Genomic DNA, 16,714 nt, shown 5'->3' on the forward strand with positions numbered 1-16,714 from the left:
GGGCTGGGGGCGACCCTTAGGCAGCCGCGAATCACATGGCGTTCAGCGACCGCGGTGGCGTTCGAGCAGCGCCTTGCGCGTGCCCTCGTGCTCGAACTGTGCGAGCCACCATTCGAGCGCGCGCCCCGGCTTGCCCGCGCTGCGCACGCGCCACGCGCAGTGCATGGTGCCCAGCGGCGGCTGGCGCTCGGTCTGCAGCTCGACAAGGTGGCCGGCCTCGATGTAGGGCCGCGCCATCGGCTCGGGCAGGAAGCCGCCGCCCAGGCCGTGCAGCTGCGCGGCGATCTTGGCCTGCATGCTGGGCACGGTGAGCACGTCCTGTCCGCCCACGAGGTTCACGGTCATGCTCGGCCCGCTGCGCACCGAGTCGGCCGCGGCCACCGCGCGGTGCTGGCGCAGCACCGCGTCGCTCAGCGGCTGCGGCAGGCGCGCGAGCGGATGGTGCGGCGCCACCGCGAACACGAAGCGCAGTTCGCCGATCGGCCGGCTGCGGATGCCGGTGGCGGTGAAGGCCAGGCTCGCGGCATCGAGCACCGCGCCGATGGCCAGGTCGGCCTCGCCGCTGGTCAGCGCCTCGATGGTGCCCAGCAGGGTTTCGTCGCGCAGCTTCAGCCGCGTGGGTGGCTCGAGCGCGAAGAAGGCGGTGCACAGGTCGAGCAGCGGGTCGCGTGCGATCACGCTGTCGACCGCGATGGTCAGCATCGGCTCCCAGCCGGTGGCCACGCGCTTGACGCGGTTGGCCACGGCGTCGATCTCGCCGAGCAGGCGCGCGGCCTCGCGCAGCAGTTCGGCGCCGGCCTCGGTGATGCGGGCCTGCCGCGCGCTGCGGTCGAACAGCAGCACGTCCAGGGCGTCCTCGATCTGGCGCACGCGGTAGCTCAGCGCGCTGGGCACCAGGCCGAGCGCGCGCGCGGCGGCGGCGAAGCTGCCGGTGGTGGCCACCGTCTGCAGCATGGCCAGCGCGTCGGGGGTGAGGACGTCTCGGGCGCTCGTCATGGGGCGGGCTCCATCATTCAAATAATTTGAATGATGCCATCAAAACCGGGCGTCTTTCAGAGGGGGATGGAGGTCCAGAATTCTTCTCATCCGCTGCGCATCCGGCGCGGCCCACGACGAAAGCCCCGGCGCCCGAACCGGGTGGGGCAGCAAGGAGTTCGATATGTTGCAAGTGCGTAAATCCCAGGAACGCGGTTATGCCGACCATGGCTGGCTGCGCTCGTTCCACAGCTTTTCCTTCGCCGGGTACTACGATCCGGCCTACATGGGCTTCGGCAACCTGCGGGTGATCAACGAAGACCGCGTGGCGGCGGGCGCCGGCTTCGGCACCCACGGCCACCGGGACATGGAGATCATCAGCTACGTGCTCTCGGGCGAACTCGCGCACAAGGACAGCATGGGCAACATCGAATCCATTCCGCCGGGCGACGTGCAGCGCATGAGCGCCGGCCGTGGCGTGATGCACAGCGAGTTCAACCACAAGGCCGACCAGACCACGCACTTCCTGCAGATCTGGATCGAGCCCAAGGAACGCGGCATTGCCCCCGGCTACGAGCAGAAGCAGTTCAGCGACGCCGAAAAGCGCGGCACCCTGCGCCTGGTGGCCTCGCCCGACGGCCGTGACGGCTCGGTGACGGTGAACGCCGACGCGCGCCTGTTCGCCGGCCTGTTCGACGGCAGCGAAACCGCCAGCCTGGCGCTCGACCCGCAGCGCAAGAGCTACGTGCACCTGGTGCGCGGCGAGCTCGAAGTCAACGGCCAGAAGCTCGTGGGCGGCGACGCCGCGATGCTCGAAGGCGAATCGCAACTCACGCTCGGCGCCGGCACCGATGCCGAAGTGCTGGTGTTCGACCTGACGGCCTGAGACGGCGTCTTTTTTTCCTGTCCCTTTGCTTCAACAACCAACGAGGAGTTTCACCATGGCCATTACGACCACAACCACCGCCCCCAACGCTGCCCAGGACACGCTGGCACTCATCGGCCGCGTGCTGCTTGCAGCGCTGTTCGTGCCCGCCGGCTTCGGCAAGCTCATGGGCTTTGCCGGCACCGTGGGGTACATCTCCTCGGTGGGTGCACCATTGCCGCAGGTGGCGGCGGTCATCGCGATCGTCGTGGAGCTGGGGCTCGGCCTGCTGCTGCTGGTCGGCTTCAAGACGCGCCTGTCGGCCATCGTGCTGGCGATCTTCACCGTGGCCGCGGCTGTGATGTTCCACAACTACTGGGGCATGCCCGCAGACAAGGCCTTCGTGAACCAGCTGATGTTCTTCAAGAACATCGCCATCGCCGGTGGCCTGCTCGCTTTCGCGGCATTCGGCGCCGGCCGTTTCAGCATCGATAAAAAGTAAGCTCGCTCCCCAGGCCGCGCACACCTCGTGGGCGCGGCCTGCTGACTTCATCGCTTCTTTGAGGAAATCCGTTTCATGGCAAACATCGTCGTTGTCTTCCATTCCGGCTACGGCCACACCCAGCGCGTGGCCCAGGCCGTGGCCGACGGGGCGGGCGCGCAGCTGCTCGCCATCGACGCCGACGGCAACCTGCCGGCCGGTGGCTGGGAGACGCTGGCCGCGGCCGACGCGATCATCTTCGGCTCGCCGACCTACATGGGTGGCGTGAGCTGGCAGTTCAAGAAATTCGCCGACGCGTCGTCCAAGGTCTGGTACACGCAAGGCTGGAAAGACAAGCTCTTCGCCGGCTTCACCAACAGCGCCACGATGAACGGCGACAAGGTCACGACCATGACTTACCTGTGGACGCTGGCCATGCAGCACAGCGGCATCTGGGTCAGCATGGGCATCCTGCCGACCAACAACAAGGCGGCCACGCGCGACGCGATGAACTACGTCGGCGGCTACGGCGGCCTGCTCACGCAGTCGCCTTCGGACGCGAGCCCGGCCGAGATGCCCAAGGGCGACCTGGAAACCGCGCGCGCCTTCGGCGAGCGCGTGGGTGCAGTGGCAAGATCACGCGCATAACGCCCCACTGAACTTCGCCCACAAGGACCCCACGATGACCGACACCATCCCCGAAATCCAATTGCTGCGGCCCCACGACAAGGACCTGGGCGGTGGCTTCAACGTGCGACGCGTGCTGCCGGCGGCGCAGCGCCGCTCGGTCGGGCCCTTCGTGTTCTTCGACCATTTCGGCCCGGCCACCGAGCAGCCCGGCAACGCGCACGACGTGCGCCCGCACCCGCACATCGGCCTGTCGACGGTCACCTACCTGTTCGAGGGCGCGATGATGCACCGTGACAGCCTGGGCAGCGTGCAGGAGATCCAGCCCGGCGCCATCAACTGGATGACCGCGGGACGCGGCATCGTGCACTCCGAGCGCAAGCCCGAGCGCCTCTTGGCCGACACGTTCGTGAACCACGGCCTGCAGCTGTGGGCCGCGTTGCCGCAGGCCCATGAAGAGGTCGAGCCCAGCTTCGAGCACACGCCGGCCGACGCCATTCCCGAGCTGACGGTGCAGGGCGTGCCCGTGCGCGTGCTGGTGGGCGAGGCCTTCGGCGTGCGCTCGCCGGTGAAGACGCTGGCGCAGACGGTCTACCTGGACATCGCGCTGCCGGCCGGCGGCCGTTTCGAGCTGCCCGCGCTGGCGCCCGAACTGGCGGTCTACATGGTCGACGGCGATGCGCGCGTGAACGGCGAGCCGGCGCCCGCCCACACGATGGCGGTGCTGCCGGACGGGCAGGGCGCGGTGTTCACTGCCGACGCCGCCGTGCGCCTGATGGTCATCGGCGGCGAGCCGCTGGACGGCCCGCGCTACATCACCTGGAATTTCGTCTCGAGCCGGCGCGAGCGCATCCTCGAAGCCGGTGCCGACTGGGCTGCCCAGCGCATGGGCCACGTGCCCGGAGAGACCGAGTTCATTCCGCTGCCGGGCAAGCCCTTCGGCGTGCGCGAGCCCGACACGGGCACCACGCCGGTCTGAGCCTTCCGTTTATTGCTTGATGCCGATGTCCGGGTCTTCCGAGGCCCGGGCGCTGGCATCGGAGGCGCGCGCGCTGAGGTCGGGCGCCAGGGCCCGGCGGCCGTCGAACACGAAGCAGTCGCCGTGGTAGTGCGCGCCGCCGACGTCCTCGAAGTACTTGAGGATGCCGCCTTCGAGCTGCAGCACGTGTTCCACGCCTTCCTCGCGCATGAGGATGGCCGCCTTCTCACAGCGGATGCCGCCGGTGCAGAAGCTCACCACCGTCTTGCCCTCGAAGTCGGCGCGGTGCGCCTTCAATGCGGGCGGGAATTCGGTGAACTTGGTGATGCGCCAGTCGATCGCGCCGTCGAAGGTGCCTTCGTCGACCTCGAAGTCGTTGCGCGTGTCCAGCATCACGATCTCCCGGCCCTCGTCGTCGTGGCCCTGGTCGAGCCAGCGCTTGAGCGTGGGCGCGTCCACGCCGGGCGCGCGGCCCGCGGCGGGCTGGATCGCGGGGTGGTCCATGCGGATGATCTCGCGCTTGAGCTTCACCAGCATGCGCCGGAAGGGCTGCGTGGCCGACCAGCTTTCCTTGGTTTCGAGGTCGGCAAAGCGCGCATCGGCGCGCAGGTCGGCCAGGAAGGCGTGGATGGCATGCGCCGTCCCCGCCAGAAACAGGTTGATACCTTCGGGCGCCAGCAGGATCGTGCCCATCAGGCCCAGGGCCTGCGCGCGCTCGCGCAGGGTCTCACGCAGCACGGGGCTGTCGTTGATGCCCACGAACTTGTAGGCGGCGATATTCAAAATCTCTTGCACGGGGCGGGATTGTAGGGACCGGCGAATGACGGGCGGACTCAGGGAGGAGGTAAAGTCTTGATACAAATAATCTGGAGGGAAGAATTCATGGTTCGACGTTTGATCGCGTGTGCGGCCATTGCGCTGTCTGCAACTGCGTGGGGGGCCTCCGACGCGTTGCAGGATGCCTACGATCTCTGCAATACAGGCCGGGGATTCACAACGGACAGGCTCACCGCCTGCGACAGGGTAATTGCCGCCAAGGGACTCACGAAGCGGCAATATGCCGTCGCACACGCGGTTTTGGGCAACGCGCTGAAGGAGGATGGCGATTTTTCTCGCGCGATGGCCGAGTACACCGAGGCTTCCCGTATCGATCCGACCTACACCTTTGGCTACAACAACCGTGGCGCTCTGTGGAATTTGGCGGGTGAGCCGCGCGAGGCGTTGCCCTTTTTCGACAAGGCGGTCGACGCCCATAAAAATCTCGACAAAGAAGCGACGCCAGCGCCCAAGTACGCGGAGGTTTATCGGAACCGCGGCGCGACGTTCGTCAAGTTACGCGAATTCAAGAAGGCGATCGCAGACTACGATGAGGCGCTTCGGATCCATCCCGAGAGTTCTGGGGCATATCAGGGGCGCGCGTCCGCTTGGGAGGAAGCAGGCGAACTGGACAAGGCGCTTGCAGATTACGACCAAGCGCTACGCATCGATCCGAAGGACTCCTTTGGCTATCAAGGTCGAGCTTTGGTGTGGGAGCGAAAGGGTGACTATGACCGCGCGATTGCTGACAACACCGAGGCACTGCGTACAAATCCCGGGAACGTCCAAGTGCTCAACAACCGTGCGGTGGTTTGGGAGCGGAAGAAAGAGCCGACGAAGGCGATCGACGACTACAGCGAAGCGATCCGTCGCTCGCCCTCGTTTCCCATGGCATACAAGAATCGCGGCATGCTGCGGGAGAAGTTAGGCGAGCACGACGCAGCCATTGCGGATTTTGATCAAGCGATTCGTCTGATACCGAGCTTCACCGAAGCTTATTTCGGTCGAGGGCTTTCTTGGGCCTCCAAAAGCGACTACGAGAAATCATTGGCTGATTTCAATGAAGTCATTCGTCAGACGCCGAAGCGAACGATGGCTTACGTCTATCGCGGGACAGCATGGATGAAGACACAGAATTTCGACCGCGCCTACCAAGACTTCGACCACGTCGTTCGTACGACACCTGAATATGTAGACGGCTATTTCGGTCGAGCAAATGCACGAAGGGCAAAAGGCGATCTTGACGGCGCGCTTGTGGATCTGGACAAGGTCATCAGCTTCAAGACTTGGCGCGCTGTCGATGCCCATCTTGTGCGCGCTGATATCTGGCGTAGCAAGAATGCCCCGAAGCGTGCAGCCGAAGAAGAAGAGGCCGCCTACCGCCTCGATCCCGGCCTCAAGGCGCGGCTGGCAAAACCCGCGACATGATCCGAACGAGGGTCTTCCTGACGGCGCCTCCGGGCGCCCGAAAACTACAATGGCAGGATGTTTGTTCACCTGCGTCTGCACACCGAGTTTTCCGTCGTCGATGGCACGAATCGAATCGACGAAGTCATCAAGGCCGCCGCTGCCGACAAGCAGCCCGCGCTGGCCATCACCGACCTGAACAACCTGTTCGGGACGGTCAAGTTCTACAAGCAGGGCCGGGGCAAGGGCGTCAAGCCCGTCATCGGCGCTGAAATCTTCATCGACGGGCTGGGCAAGGAGCCCGGCGCGCTGACCCGCCTCATTCTGCTGGTGCAGAACATGGAGGGCTACCTCAACCTGTCGGAACTGCTGGCCCGCGCCTGGACGCAGAACGTGAGCCGCGGCCAGTCGCAGGCGGCCTGCAAGCTCGAGTGGCTGCAGGAGCTGCAGGGCGGGCTGATCGCGCTGTCGGGCGCGCAGGCCGGGCCGCTGGGCCAGCCGCTGCTGCAGGGCCAGGAAGAGCGCGCCGCCGAGCTGGCGCTGCAACTCGCGGGCATGTTCCCGCACCGCTTCTACATCGAGCTGCAACGTGCCGGCCGCCCCGAAGACGAGCCGCACGTGATCGCGGCCGTGAAGCTCGCGGCCCGACTGAAGCTGCCGGTGGTGGCCACGCACCCGGTGCAGTTCGCCGAACGCCAGGACTACGAGGCGCACGAGGCGCGCGTGTGCATTTCCGAAGGCGAAATCCTGGGCAACCCGCGCCGCGTGCGCAAGTTCACCGAAGAGCAGTACTTCAAGTCGAGCGCCGAGATGCAGGCGCTCTTTGCCGACGTGCCCAGCGCGCTGGCCAACACGGTCGAAATCGCCAAGCGCTGCAACCTCACGCTGGTGCTCGGCAAGCCGCAGCTGCCCGACTTTCCCACGCCCTTCATCAGCGAAGGCGTGCGCATGCCGATCGGCGAGTTCTTCCGCCAGGAGTCGTTCGACGGGCTGGAGGTGCGACTGAAGCACCTGTACCCCGACGAAGCCAAGCGCGATGCCGAACGGCCGCGCTACGTGGAGCGCCTGGAGTTCGAGATCAACACGATCCTGAACATGGGCTTCCCCGGCTACTTCCTGATCGTGGGCGACTTCATCAAGTGGGCCAAGGAAAACGGCTGCCCCGTGGGCCCGGGCCGGGGCTCGGGTGCGGGCTCGCTGGTGGCCTACGCGCTGAAGATCACCGACCTCGACCCGCTCGAATACAAGCTGCTGTTCGAACGTTTCCTGAACCCCGAACGCGTCTCGATGCCCGACTTCGACATCGACTTCTGCCAGGGCAACCGGGACCGCGTGATCGACTACGTGAAGGACAAGTACGGCCGCAACGCCGTGAGCCAGATCGCCACCTTCGGCACCATGGCCGCGCGCGCGGCCATCCGCGACGTGGGCCGCGTGCTCGACATGAGCTACATGTTCTGCGACGGCATCAGCAAGCTGATCCCGAACAAGCCGGGCATGTCGGTCACGCTGCAGTACCCGCCCGCGACCAAGATCGAAGGCGACAAGAACAACTACGCCATCGAGATGGAGCCGCAGCTGGCGGAGCGCATCGAGAAGGAAGAAGAAGTGCGCATGCTGGTCGAGCTCGCGCAGAAGCTCGAAGGCATGACCCGCAACATCGGCATGCACGCCGGCGGCGTGCTCATTGCGCCGGGCAAGCTCACCGACTTCTGCCCGCTGTACCAGCAGCCCGGCAGCGAATCGGCCGTGAGCCAGTATGACAAGGACGACGTCGAAGCCATCGGCCTCGTGAAGTTCGACTTCTTGGGCCTGGCCACGCTCACGATCCTGGAGATCGCGCGCGAGTTCATCATGAAGCGCCACAAGGGCCAGGAGAACTTCGCGTTCGAGAACATCCCGCTGAACGACGGGCCGACCTACCGCCTGTTCTCCGACGGCAAGACCGAGGCCGTGTTCCAGTTTGAATCCCGCGGCATGCAAGGCATGCTGAAGGACGCGCGGCCCACGCGCCTGGAAGACCTGATCGCGCTGAACGCGCTGTACCGTCCGGGCCCGATGGACCTGATTCCCAGCTTCGTGGCGCGCAAGCACGGTCGCGAAGACGTGGAGTACCCGCACCCGGCCGTGGCCGAAATGCTCTCCGAGACCTACGGGATCATGGTCTACCAGGAGCAGGTGATGCAGACCGCGCAGATCCTGGGCGGCTACTCGCTCGGCGGCGCCGACTTGCTGCGCCGCGCGATGGGCAAGAAGAAGCTCGAGGAAATGGCCGAGCACCGCGAGAAGTTCCGCGCGGGCGCCCTGGCCACGCACGGCATCGTGCAGGACAAGGCCGACGAAATCTTCGACTTGATGGAGAAGTTCGCGGGCTACGGCTTCAACAAGTCGCACGCCGCCGCCTACTCGCTGCTGGCGTACCACACGGGCTGGCTCAAGGTCCACTACACGGCCGAGTTCTTCTGCGCGAATATGACCGTGGAAATGGACGACACGGACAAGCTCAAGCTCTTGTTCGAAGACGCCCAGAAGAATTTCAACATCACCTTCGAGCCGCCGGACGTGAACCGCGGCAACTACCGCTTCGAGCCGGTCACCAACCGGATCATCCGCTACGGCCTGGGCGCCGTGAAGGGCACGGGCCAGCTCGCGGTCGAGGCCGTGGTGCGGGCGCGCGAAGAGGGCGGGCCGTTCAAGAGCCTGTACGACTTCTGCGTGCGCATCGACCGCCAGCGCATCAACAAGCGCACGGTCGAGGCGCTCATCAAGGCTGGCGCGTTCGATGCCATCCAGCAGAACCGCGCCTCGCTCATCGCCTCGGTCGACCGCGCCTTCGAGTTCGCCATCGCCACGGCGGCCAACGCCTCGCAGGCCGACATCTTCGGCGACTGCGAGCACGGTTCGGCCACGCAGGAGCCCGACCTGGTCGACGCCACGCCCTGGGGCGTGAAAGAGCGTCTGACTTTCGAGAAGACGGCCGTGGGCTTCTACCTGTCGGGCCACCTGTTCGACGAGGTTTCGCACGAGGTGCGGCGCTTCTGCAAGCGCGAGATCGGCGACCTGCTCGACAGCCGCGACCCGCAGGTCATCGCCGGCATCGTGAGCGACTTCCGCGTCATCAACGGCCAGCGCGGCCGGCTGGCGATCTTCAAGCTCGACGACAAGTCGGAGTCCATCGACGCCACGGCCGACGAGGCGCTCATCAACGCCAACCGCAACACGCTGAAGGACGACGAGCTCGTCATCGTGAGCGGCAAGCTGCAGCCCGCGCGCGGCGGCTTCGAGGCGCGCTTCCAGGTGCAGCAGGTGTGGGACCTGGCCTCGGCGCGCTGCCGCTTCGGCAAGTTCCTGCGCGTGGCGGTCAATGGCAAGGTGCCGGAGATCGCGCGCCTCTTGAAAGACTTTCCGGCGCGCACCGAGCAGACCGAGGTCGGTGACCTGGTGCACGGCCTGCCCGTGCGTCTGTCGATGGCGCGGGGCGGGGCGCAGGTCGAGTTGCAATTGGGCGAGCGCGCCAAGTTCTTCCCGACCGATGCGGCGCTCGCGAGCTGGACCGCGCAAGCCGAAGCGGGCAAGGCGCAGGTCATCTACGATTGATCGGATCGCGCGGCCCCGGGGAACCTCGGGGCCTGCGCGCGGTCCATCAGACTGTTGCAACCCGGCCCTGGGCCATTCACAGGAGGAACGACCGCATGCATTTCAAGAAGATCCTCAAGACCACCGCATTGACATTCGGCGTGGCGCTGCCCATGGCCGCGGCCTGGGCCCAGTACGCCGGCCCGAGCTCGGTGCCGAACCTGACGGTCAAGCAGTTGATCGAGACCGGCCAGGACGACCAGCACGCCACGGTGCGCGGCTTCATCGTCTCGCACGACGGCGGCGAGCACTACACCTTTGCCGACGACACGGGGCGCCTGAAGGTCGAGATCGACGCCAAGTACTTCCCGCCGGGCGTGAAGATCGACGACAAGGTGCGCGTCGAGCTCAGCGGCGAGTTCGACAAGGACCGGCTCACCGGCAAGACCGAACTCGACGTCAAGCGCGTCATCACCGTCCTGCGCTGACCCCGGCCTTTTTTCCGAGCGCCTGCTCGACTTGGTCGAGCACGGCCTCGGGGGCGTGCAGCCAGTCCTTGGCCAGCACCTGCATCACCTGCCAACCGAAAGCGTCGAGGATGCGCGGACGCGAGACATAGCGTTCCAGCACGTTGTGACGCGTGCCGTCCTGCGCCGCGCCGTCCACGAGGAGGCCCAGCGCATAGTGGCCCTGTCCCGATGCGCGCACCGCGAGGTCGCAGCGAAAACGCGACTGTCCCACCTGTTCGTCCACCGCATGGCCGCGTGCGCGCAGCGCCTGCGCGATCTGCGCCGTAACCTCGTCCGTGCGCGCCTGCCGCGCCACGTGGCCGCGCGCCAGCGGGTTCATGCCTTCGAGCACGCGCCGCGCCGTGTCCTCGTCGCCGCGTGACAGGCACTCGGCATAGCGCAGGAAGTTCTTCAGCGCGGCTGCGCCTTCGTTGTGGTCGTTGGTGATCGCCTCATGGCGGATGGTCGAGACCACCGCCATGTGGTGCTTGGCGCGGCTGAAGATCACGTTCAGCCGCTTCTCGCCGCCGCGCTGGTTGATCGGGCCGAAGTTCATCAGCATGCGGCCCTCGGGGTTGGGGCCGTAGCAGATGCTGAGGATGATGATGTCGCGCTCGTCGCCCTGCACGTTCTCCAGGTTCTTGATGAAGAGGCCGCAGAACTGGTCGTCTTCCTCGCGCACGTACTCGGCCTCCAGCCGCGCTGCGAAGTCGGCATCGACCGCGCCGAGCGCGTTCAGCTCCTCCTCGATCTCGCCCTGCTGCGCCTCGGAGAACGCCACGATGCCCAGGCTGCGTCCGGTCTCGCGCTTGAGCAGCTCGCGCACCAACTGCGCAATGTGCCGCGCCTCGCCGTCGTTGATGCGGTTCTCGTACACCGCATCGGCCACGCGGTGGAAGCTGATGGCGCGCGAGAGCAGGGCGTCGACCTGCGCCTTCACGGACTCGTCGCTCGGGCTGCGCGACTGCACCACGATCTCGCCGCGCTCGGGCGCGGGCAGGCTGCGGTCGGGAATGGTGTACAGGTTGCCCGCGTAGAAGGCCGCGTTCGAAAAGCCGATGAGCGATTCGTAGCGGCTGCGGTAGTGCCAGGCCAGCAGCGTGGCCGGCAGGTTGCGCGCGCCCTGGTTCAGCAGGCTGTCGGCGTCGAGCACGACGGCGATGCGTTCGCCTTCCTCGCCGTTCTCTGCATCGTCGCCTGCCACCGACACGGTGTCTTCCTCGGCATCGCGGCCCGACGAGAAGAAGCTGGTCGGCGGCAGCTGCATCTCGTCGCCCACCACGATGATCTGCGGCGCGCGGTACAGCGCCGGCACGGCTTCCTCGACCGGGATCTGGCTGGCCTCGTCGAAGATCACCACGTCGAACAGGTCGGCCGCGAGCGGCAGCGTGTCGGACACCGACAGCGGGCTCATGAGCCAGATGGGCTTCATGTCGCGCACCACGCGGCCGGTGTCGCCACTGGCCAGCTCGCGGATCGCCTTGTAGCGCATGGTCTTGCCGAATTCGTGCTCGAGCTCGCGGCGGCCGGCGTTGTAGCTCTTCTTGAAGACCTTGCCGTCGGCGTCGAGCTGGCTGGCGGGCAGGGCGCTCTTTTGCACATGGTCGCGGAAACGCTGGCGTACCGCGGCGGCGAGCGTGCGTGCGTTGCGTTCGAGCAGCTTGCGTTCGCCTTCGCCCAGGCGCTGCGCATGGCGCGCGAGCGTGGCGCCGTCGAAGCGCGGCAGCCAGCGTTCGGTGCGGTACACGCGCTCCAGCCCTTCGCGCGCGACGGCGTACTCGATGGCCTCGGGCGGCAGCGGCAGGGTGCGCAGCGCGGCGGCCACGGCGGGGTCGGCGTCGGCCAGTTCCTGCAGCGGCTGGAGCACCGACGGCAGCGCGTCGGCCTGGTCGCGCAGCGTGCGGGCCAGGGCGTCGAGCGCGTCCAGCGGTTGCGCGCCGGCGTCGTGCAGCAGGTCGCGCCAGAGGGCCTCGAGCGTGTCGACGCGCGGCGCGGCGGCGACGAGCTGCTCGACGCTGCGGCGGCCCGCGTCGGTGCGCAGGTGAGCCTGGAACGCCGCGCGCAGGCCGGCGCCGGCGTCGATGCCGCGCATCGCCTGCAGCTGCTGCGCGAAGGCCTCGGCGTCGGTGCAGCCGTAGTCGGCCTCGAGGCGCGCCGCCTGCTGGTCGAGCGCGGTGCGCGCGGCCTGTTCGGCGCGCAGGTCTTCGAGGATCCGGCTGGGCCGCGGACGCACGGCATGGGCGGCGAAGTCGTAGCGGCGCTTGAGTTCGCCCGACAGGCGCCACCACGAGGGCTGCAGCCAGCGCAGCAGCGAGCCTTGCTGCGCGCGGGCCTGCGCCAGCGCGGCTTCGGTGTCGCCGGGCGAGAGCTTGTCGCGCCAGTGGGCGGTGCGCTGCAGCTGCGCGTCGAGCGCCTGCTGCAGCGTACGTCTTTCATTGAGGGCGGCGCCGAGCGTGAGGCTGCTCGGGTGCGTCGCATCGAGCAGCGCCAGCTGGCCACGCGCGGCCAGCGCGGCGACGCTGCGCGCATCGGCCACCACGGCGAGCGCATCGCGCCACAGCACGCCGGCCTCGGCCAGCGGCGACCAGGCATCGACCAGCGCATCGCGGCAGGGGGCGCTCAGGTCGATGGCGCGTTCGCTGCGCTCGACCAAGCGCGCCAGCGGCTTCTCCTGCGCGAGCAGCGAGGGCGCGAGCTGTGCGAACACATGCTGCGCGAAGCTGGGCGCACCCAGGCTTTCGGTCACGGCCAGGTGCAGGCGCGACACCAGCTCCGCATGCCGGCGCCAGGCCGCGAAGGCGGGCAGTGCCTCGGCCTGCAGCGGCGTGAGCGACGGGTCGTCGGCCTGGAGCGCCACCAGCCGCGAGAGCAGCTCGCGCAGCGTCACGGCGATGTGCTCGGGCACGTCGTGCATGGCGGCGTCGAAGCGTTCGAGCGCGCGCAGGTCGAGGTCCATGGCGTCTAGCACCTGCGTGCGCTCGGTGCTTTCCTGCGCCAGCGTGCCGGGCGCCTCGAGCCACAGCTCGTAGGTCTTGCGCAGGTTCTGCACGAAGGCCTTCTTGTCGCCTTGCGAGTCGTGGATCATGCAGCACAGCTCGTCCAGCCCCTGCTGGCGCAGGCGGTGGAACACGACGTCGATGGCGGCGCGCTTCTCGCAGACGAACAGCACGCGCTGGCCGCGGCCCACGTAGTCGGCGATCAGGTTGGTGATGGTCTGCGACTTCCCCGTGCCCGGCGGGCCCTGGATGATGTAGCTGGTGCCGGTGCGCGCTAGCGCCACCGCGGCGGTCTGCGTGGCGTCGGCCTGCACCACGGGCCACTGGTCGGCCAGCGGCAGGGCGGGCGGCGTCTCGGCGTCGACGCGGCGCGGCTGCAGCGAGAACACGCGGTCGAAGGCCTCGCTCGCCAGGTCGGATTCGGCCAGCCCCGAGTAGTCGCGCACCAGCGACATCTTGCGGTGGTTGAAGTTGCCCAGCGTCACGGCCGTGAGGTCGATGTCCCACTGGTAGGGGTTGCCGCTGCTTTCGCGCAGCGCGAAGGTCTTGCGCTCGGTGTCGTCGACCGCGGTGGCCGCCATCTGCGGTGCGCGCGGCTGGGGTGCGCCACCGACGGCTTCGCGCACCGGCAGCGGCACGGGGCGCACGCGCGCATGGAACAGCTGCAGCCCGCGCGGGCGGAAGTCGTCCTGCGCGTAGCTGAAGTCTTGCGCGGCCACGGGCACCGCCGAGGGCGAGCGCACGCGGGTGCGGCGCTTGAACTGTTCGAGCCGCTGGCGCGCGCGCTGGTGCATCACGGCGATCTCGGGCTGCTTCACGAGCCGCAGCTGCACGCCGGGCTCGCTCTGCGCGATCTGCGCCGACAGCTGCGCATGGAACTGCTCGAGCGAGGTCTCGCGCAGGTCCACCGTCTCGGGCAGCGCGATGCCGTAGAGCTGGCGCAGGTGATGGCGCAGCGTGGGGTTCACCTGCGCCTCGCTGGCCGAGGCTTCGAGCAGGTACTGGTCGCGCACGCCTTTCTTGCGCGTGAGCTCCACCGGCAGCATCAGCAGCGGCGAGGCGATGCGCTCGGCCTCGCCCTCCTTGAGGTTGTGCCAGCGCAGGAAGGCGATCACCAGCGACAGCTGCGAGAAGCCGTACTCGGCCCGGTCGCGCCGCGCCTCCTGCAGGATGCGGTCGAGCGCGCCGGGCAGGTAGGGCTGGTCTTCGAAGCGCAGCCAGCGCGCGAGCGGCACGGGGTCGCAACTGGCGATGTCGGCGGCAAAACGGCCGTCCCACACGCACAGCTGGTCGGTGCGGATGCTGTTCAGGTCGACCACCAGCGGCACGCTGGCGACGGTGAGGTTCACGTGCGCCTGCGTCGGCTTGAAGTACAGCAGGCGGTTGCGCCGCGAGAGGTCGAAGAGCCGGTCGCGCAGGTGCAGCTGGATCGCCTGGCGGCGCTGGCCCGCGCCGTCGCGGGCGGGCGCGATGCGGTCCAGGCCGAGGTCGACGGGCTGGTCGCGGTAGGTCTCGAGGCGCCGGATGACCGAGGGCAGGTCGCGTGCGCGTTCGTGGCGGTCGAGCGCGGTCATCTCGAAGATCACGGCGGCCACCACCGGGTGCAGCCGGCGGTTCAGCTCGAACAGGTTGCCGCGGTGCGTGGCGAAGCGGGTCAGGTCGTCGCCGTCGGTAAAGTCGAGCCCGCACGACAGGCTGGCCAGCACCTGGCCCAGGCACAGGATGTCGCCGAGCGCGTCGTGGTGGCCCAGGCGCAGTTCCCACGCGGCGTAGCCGGGCAGGTAGACGGGGCGCGTGGGCACGGTGTCGGGGCCGGCCTCGGGCATCACCGCGAGGTTCTCGAGCGCGACGCCGGCCTCGGCATCGACGGTCAGGCGCGTTTCGCCGACCACGCGCAGCACCGAGGCGGCGGGTTGTTCGAGCGGTGCGATGGCCTCGGGGTGACGGCGTGGTGCGGTGCCTTCAGGCTGGGCGAGCGCCAGCGCGGGTTCGGCGGGCGCGTCGGTCACGCGGTAGGCGAAGGCGTTGCCGAGCGCGGCGACGTGGCCGAGTTCGTGCAGGGCCGAGACCTCGCGCAGCAGCGGCAGCACGAGCTTGAGCACGTCGTCGGTCTGCAGGCCGCCGTGGGCCTCGGCGGTGGCGAGCAGTTGCAGGAGCGGGGCGGGAGCGAGGGTCATGCGGCGGCGGCCTGCGAAGAAGAGGTGGCGGCCTTGTCGAGCAAGGCGGCGGCGTCGCGCTTGACGCGGGTGAAGTTGCGCTTGGACAGACCCAGGTCTTTCAGCACGCGCTGTTCGAAGGGCGTGTCGCAGCCGAGCGCATCGGCCAGGCCCAGCGCGGCGGCGAGGGTGACGTCGTCCATCTCGGGATCGGCGGCGACGAAGTCGACCAGCACGCTGGCCAAGTAGTCGTGCAGGCCGGCGGGCGCGGGCTCGGGCGACGGCATCGCCGACGTGGGCGGCGCGAAGTCGGGGAAGAAGCGGCGCGCATGCGCCAGCAGCGATTCCGACTGCAGCACGGGCCGCTGCAGCAGCTGCGCGAGGGTGCCGCGCGTGAGCGCGCTCACGCGTTGCTGGCCGAGCACGTCGAGCGTGGCCAGGTCGAGCGGGCCTTCGAGCGCGGCTGCCAGCCATTCGTCGGCGTCGTGCTCGCGGCCGGCCCACAGGCGCAGCGCGCGGGCGCGCACGAACACCTCGGGGTGGCTCACGCCGCGCGTCTGCAATGCCTTGTTGTTGGGGTCGGCGCAGATTTCCTCGGCCTGCGCCAGGTAGCTCGCCACGTTGACCTGCGTGAGGCCGGTCTCGATCTTGATGAGCGCACTCACGGCGGGCTCGAGCGCGCCGCAGGCCACGCAGCCGCCGCGGTCGGCAAAGGCCTCGGTGTACAGCGCATGGCGCCGCGCGGCCTGCAGGTGGCTCGCATCGGCGCGCGGATCGGCCGCCGTGGCGTGCAGCAGGCGGTCGACGACGTGGTGCTGGCCGCCGTCGCGCTCCCACAGCAGATAGTGCGCGAGCTCGTGGCCGAGCACGGCCTGACGCTCGGGTGGCTGCAGCTTTTCGAGCAGCGGGCCCGAGAGCACGATGTGCGCTTCGCCCGGCACGACGTAGATCGCGGCGTTCATGGCCGCGCCGTCGCCGGACGGGGCCTGGTAGAGCGTGATGCGCGCCGTGACGCCGAGGCGCTGCGCGGCCAGGGTGGCATCCGCGTGCAGGTCGGGGTGCGCGTCGGCGTCGAGGCGGTAGGCGCTGCGCAGCAGTTCGGCGCGCATGGCGGCCGTGTGTTCCTCGCGCGCTTCAGCGGAGGCGGCCCAGCGCCAGGCCTCGGGTTCGTACGCCTGGAGGTGGGCGGCCAGTGCCTGCTGGTAGGGCAGTGGCGTCAGGTCTTGGAGGCGAACGGCAGGGAAAGAGTCGACCATGTCAGGAGCGCCAGCAACAATGAGTTGCCGACGATCCTAAACGAGCGGGTGGTGTCGCTTGCAATCACCCA

At 68.2% G+C, this 16,714-nt stretch carries 11 protein-coding genes; 7 read left to right on the forward strand and 4 right to left on the reverse strand.

The genetic code is table 11. From position 1 onward, the window contains the following. Window positions 1–42: 42 nt before the first annotated feature. On the reverse strand, window positions 43–996 hold the full coding sequence (locus AC07OH_RS04325; protein ID WP_095947849.1) for a LysR family transcriptional regulator: 954 nt from the start codon (window positions 994–996) through the stop codon (window positions 43–45). A gap of 163 nt (window positions 997–1,159) precedes the next feature. Between AC07OH_RS04325 and AC07OH_RS04330 the strand changes: the two genes are divergently transcribed. The 4 genes from AC07OH_RS04330 (at window position 1,160) to AC07OH_RS04345 (ending at window position 3,927) form a co-directional block, all read left to right on the forward strand. Continuing rightward, on the forward strand, window positions 1,160–1,861 hold the full coding sequence (locus AC07OH_RS04330; protein ID WP_492678573.1) for a pirin family protein: 702 nt from the start codon (window positions 1,160–1,162) through the stop codon (window positions 1,859–1,861). Window positions 1,862–1,916: 55 nt separating this feature from the next. Then, window positions 1,917–2,342, forward strand: coding sequence for a DoxX family protein (locus AC07OH_RS04335; protein WP_492685478.1), 426 nt, complete (start codon window positions 1,917–1,919; stop codon window positions 2,340–2,342). Window positions 2,343–2,417: 75 nt separating this feature from the next. After that, window positions 2,418–2,969 (forward strand): flavodoxin family protein, encoded by a 552-nt coding sequence (locus AC07OH_RS04340; RefSeq protein ID WP_070060379.1) that lies wholly within the window; start codon window positions 2,418–2,420, stop codon window positions 2,967–2,969. A gap of 34 nt (window positions 2,970–3,003) precedes the next feature. Beyond that, window positions 3,004–3,927 carry a pirin family protein gene (locus AC07OH_RS04345; protein ID WP_062481625.1) on the forward strand — a complete coding sequence of 308 codons (924 nt, stop codon included), beginning with the start codon at window positions 3,004–3,006 and terminating at the stop codon, window positions 3,925–3,927. Window positions 3,928–3,936: 9 nt separating this feature from the next. On the opposite strand, the gene AC07OH_RS04350 is transcribed toward AC07OH_RS04345, so the two are convergent. Further along, a complete protein-coding gene (locus AC07OH_RS04350) occupies window positions 3,937–4,722 on the reverse strand; it encodes a sulfurtransferase (RefSeq protein ID WP_495299735.1) in 786 nt (261 codons plus the stop codon). Window positions 4,723–4,809: 87 nt separating this feature from the next. Here AC07OH_RS04350 and AC07OH_RS04355 point away from each other — a divergent pair, with 87 nt between their 5' ends. The 3 genes from AC07OH_RS04355 (at window position 4,810) to AC07OH_RS04365 (ending at window position 10,214) form a co-directional block, all read left to right on the forward strand. Beyond that, a complete protein-coding gene (locus AC07OH_RS04355) occupies window positions 4,810–6,171 on the forward strand; it encodes a tetratricopeptide repeat protein (RefSeq protein WP_495299736.1) in 1,362 nt (453 codons plus the stop codon). A gap of 57 nt (window positions 6,172–6,228) precedes the next feature. Continuing rightward, window positions 6,229–9,747: a DNA polymerase III subunit alpha gene (gene dnaE / locus AC07OH_RS04360; protein ID WP_495299737.1), complete on the forward strand. Its 3,519-nt coding sequence runs from the start codon at window positions 6,229–6,231 to the stop codon at window positions 9,745–9,747. Between the two features lie 95 nt (window positions 9,748–9,842). Next, window positions 9,843–10,214: a YgiW/YdeI family stress tolerance OB fold protein gene (locus tag AC07OH_RS04365; RefSeq protein WP_083259096.1), complete on the forward strand. Its 372-nt coding sequence runs from the start codon at window positions 9,843–9,845 to the stop codon at window positions 10,212–10,214. Here AC07OH_RS04365 and AC07OH_RS04370 read toward each other — a convergent pair. Both AC07OH_RS04370 and AC07OH_RS04375 read right to left on the reverse strand, forming a co-directional pair. After that, complete coding sequence (locus AC07OH_RS04370; RefSeq protein WP_495299738.1) at window positions 10,198–15,408, reverse strand: DUF4011 domain-containing protein; 5,211 nt, start codon at window positions 15,406–15,408, stop codon at window positions 10,198–10,200. The genes AC07OH_RS04365 and AC07OH_RS04370 overlap by 17 nt on opposite strands. Next, window positions 15,405–16,643, reverse strand: coding sequence for a M48 family metalloprotease (locus tag AC07OH_RS04375; protein WP_495299739.1), 1,239 nt, complete (start codon window positions 16,641–16,643; stop codon window positions 15,405–15,407). The genes AC07OH_RS04370 and AC07OH_RS04375 overlap by 4 nt, the downstream gene beginning before the upstream one ends. Window positions 16,644–16,714 lie beyond the last annotated feature (71 nt).

The sequence above is a fragment of the Variovorax sp. GW821-FHT10C12 genome (assembly GCF_059415405.1).